We start from the raw sequence: 2,823 nt of genomic DNA, 5'->3' as shown, positions 1-2,823 counted from the left end.
AGGCCTTCGATTACAAGCTGATCGACCAGTCCGCCGCCGAGATCGTCGACACCGCCAAGCGCACCGGCGCCATCGTCAAGGGCCCCGTGCCCCTGCCGACGCGCATGAAGCGCTTCGACATCCTGCGCTCGCCGCACGTCAACAAGGCGTCGCGCGACCAGTTCGAGATCCGCACCCACCAGCGCCTGATGGACATCGTCGACCCGACCGACAAGACGGTCGACGCCCTGATGAAGCTGGACCTGCCCGCCGGCGTGGACGTCGAAATCAAGCTGCAGTAACACTGCGGCTTGGTTTTCGCAAAAGGCCGCCTTCGGGCGGCCTTTTTTCTGGGCCATCCAGCGCGGGCGGGAATCCGGCGCGCCCTGGGCCGCCCGCCTGCGCGGGTGACAAGCGCACTTGGCAGGCAAGTCCAGGGAGTGCTACAATCTCCGGCTTCGCTCGCCACGTGTGGGCGGAGCTTTTATCAACCCTCTTTCGCACATCCCAAGGTCTGAGGCAGGCCGGGCATCAAACGCAGAAGCCAATTGCAGCGGCTGCGGCGAAAGTAACGGAGTAACAACATGAGTCTGAGCAGCCTCGGGTTGCTGGGCCGCAAGGTGGGCATGATGCGCCTGTTCACGGATGAAGGGGACGCAGTCCCTGTCACCGTGATCGACGTGTCAAACAACCGCGTCACCCAGGTCAAGTCCCAAGACATCGACGGCTACGTGGCCCTGCAGGTCACGTTCGGTTCGCGCAAGGCCTCGCGCGTGACCAAGCCCGCCGCCGGCCACCTCGCCAAGGCGGGTGTCGAAGCCGGTGAAATCATCCGTGAATTCCGTGTCGACGCCGACACCGCCGGCAAGTACGCCGCCGGTGGCGCCGTGCCGGTGCAGGACCTGTTCAAGGCCGGCCAGCTGGTCGACGTGCAGGGCACCACGATCGGCAAGGGTTTCACGGGCACGATCAAGCGCCACAACTTCAAGTCGCAACGCGCGTCGCACGGCAACAGCCGTTCGCACAACGTTCCCGGCTCGATCTCGATGGCCCAGGATCCCGGCCGCGTGTTCCCAGGCAAGAAGATGTCCGGACACCGTGGCGACGTCACCAAGACCGTGCAGAACCTCGACGTCGTCCGCGTGGACGAGGCGCGTGGCCTGCTGCTGGTGCGCGGCGCCGTGCCCGGTTCCAAGAACGGGTTCGTGACCGTCGTCTCGGCCGTCAAGGGCCAGCCCAAGCCGGTCGCCGCCAAGCCGGCCGCCGCCGAGAAGGGGAAGAAGTAATGCAACTCGAACTCCTGAACGAGCAAGGCCAGTCGGCGTCCAAGTACGACGCTCCCGAGACCGTGTTCGGCCGCGAATACAACGAAGCGCTGATCCACCAGATCGTGGTGGCCTTCCAGGCGAACGCCCGTCAAGGCACGCGCGCCCAGAAGGACCGCGAGCAGGTCAAGCACTCGACCAAAAAGCCGTTCCGCCAAAAGGGCACGGGCCGCGCCCGCGCCGGCATGACGTCCTCCCCGCTGTGGCGCGGAGGCGGTCGGATCTTCCCGAACAGCCCGGACGAGAACTTCACCCAGAAGATCAACAAGAAGATGTACCGCGCCGGCATGGCGTCCATCTTCTCCCAGCTGGCCCGTGACGGCCGTCTGGCTGTCGTCGAGTCCCTGACCGTCGACAGCCCCAAGACCAAGCAGCTGGCCGCCAAGTTCAAGGCCATGAACCTGGAATCCGTGCTGGTGATCGCCGACGAAGTCGACGAGAACCTGTACCTGGCTTCGCGGAACCTGCCCAACGTGCTCATCGTCGAGCCGCGTTACGCCGACCCGCTGTCCCTGGTGCACTACAAGAAGGTGCTGGTCACCAAGGGTGCCATGGACAAGCTCAAGGAGATGTTCGCATGAGCCGCGTCAATCCCACCCCCGCCTCGCGCGGCCGGTACGACCAGGGTCGCCTGATGCAGGTGCTGGTTGCCCCGATCGTTTCGGAAAAGGCGACCCACGTGGCCGACAAGTCCAACGCCGTCACCTTCAAGGTGCTGCAGGACGCCACCAAGCCCGAGATCAAGGCCGCTGTCGAACTGATGTTCGGCGTGCAGGTCAAGGGCGTGTCCGTGCTCAACACCAAGGGCAAGCAAAAGAAATTCGGGCGCTCCATGGGCCGCCGTGACAACGTCCGCAAGGCCTACGTCACGCTGCAGCCGGGCCAGGAACTGAACTTCTCCGGGGAGACCGCTTAATCATGGCAGTCATCAAGATGAAACCCACTTCGCCAGGCCATCGCGGCATGGTGAAGATCTCGCGTGACCACCTGCACAAGGGTGAGCCTTACGCGCCGCTGCTCGAGCCCCAGATCCAGAAGGCCGGCCGCAACAACAACGGCCACATCACGACCCGGCACAAGGGCGGTGGGCACAAGCACCACTTCCGCGTGGTCGATTTCGTCCGCAACATGGATGGAATCCCGGCGAAGGTTGAGCGCATCGAGTACGACCCGAACCGTTCCGCGCACATCGCCCTGGTGGTGTACGCCGATGGCGAGCGCCGCTACGTGATCGCCCCCCGCGGCCTGGAAGTCGGCTCGACGATGCTGAGTGGTTCGGAAGCCCCGATCCGCGCCGGCAACACCCTGCCGATCCGCAACAGCCCGGTGGGCTCGACGATCCACTGCATCGAGCTGCAACCCGGCCGCGGCGCGCAGAGCGCGCGTTCGGCAGGCACGTCGGCCACGCTGCTGGCCCGCGAAGGCACCTACGCCCAGGTCCGCATGCGCTCCGGTGAGGTTCGCAAGATCCACATCGAGTGCCGCGCCACCATCGGCGAAGTCGCCAACGAAGAGCACA

Annotated in this window: 5 protein-coding genes; all 5 read left to right on the top strand. The window is 65.1% G+C overall.

Features of this window, described 5'->3' with window-relative positions; genetic code table 11:
- Window positions 1-281, top strand: a 281-nt coding sequence (rpsJ, locus tag JWP65_RS17065) for a 30S ribosomal protein S10 (RefSeq protein WP_299765887.1), incomplete at its 5' end; no start/stop codon positions are given.
- A 282-nt stretch (window positions 282-563) separates the two neighbouring features.
- Window positions 564-1,265, top strand: a complete 702-nt coding sequence (gene rplC / locus JWP65_RS17060) for a 50S ribosomal protein L3 (protein WP_299765884.1) — start codon at window positions 564-566, stop codon at window positions 1,263-1,265.
- Window positions 1,265-1,885, top strand: a complete 621-nt coding sequence (gene rplD / locus JWP65_RS17055; RefSeq protein ID WP_299765882.1) for a 50S ribosomal protein L4 — start codon at window positions 1,265-1,267, stop codon at window positions 1,883-1,885. Before rplC ends, rplD begins: the two co-directional genes overlap by 1 nt.
- Window positions 1,882-2,220: a 50S ribosomal protein L23 gene (gene rplW, locus JWP65_RS17050; protein WP_299765880.1), complete on the top strand. Its 339-nt coding sequence runs from the start codon at window positions 1,882-1,884 to the stop codon at window positions 2,218-2,220. The genes rplD and rplW overlap by 4 nt, the downstream gene beginning before the upstream one ends.
- A 2-nt stretch (window positions 2,221-2,222) precedes the next feature.
- On the top strand, window positions 2,223-2,823 hold a 601-nt coding region (gene rplB, locus JWP65_RS17045; protein WP_299765878.1), incomplete at its 3' end, for a 50S ribosomal protein L2.

Source organism: Ramlibacter sp., from assembly GCF_028292805.1.
Classification (GTDB): Bacteria; Pseudomonadota; Gammaproteobacteria; order Burkholderiales; family Burkholderiaceae_C; genus Ramlibacter.
This window is presented reverse-complemented; position numbering and strand designations above follow the sequence as displayed.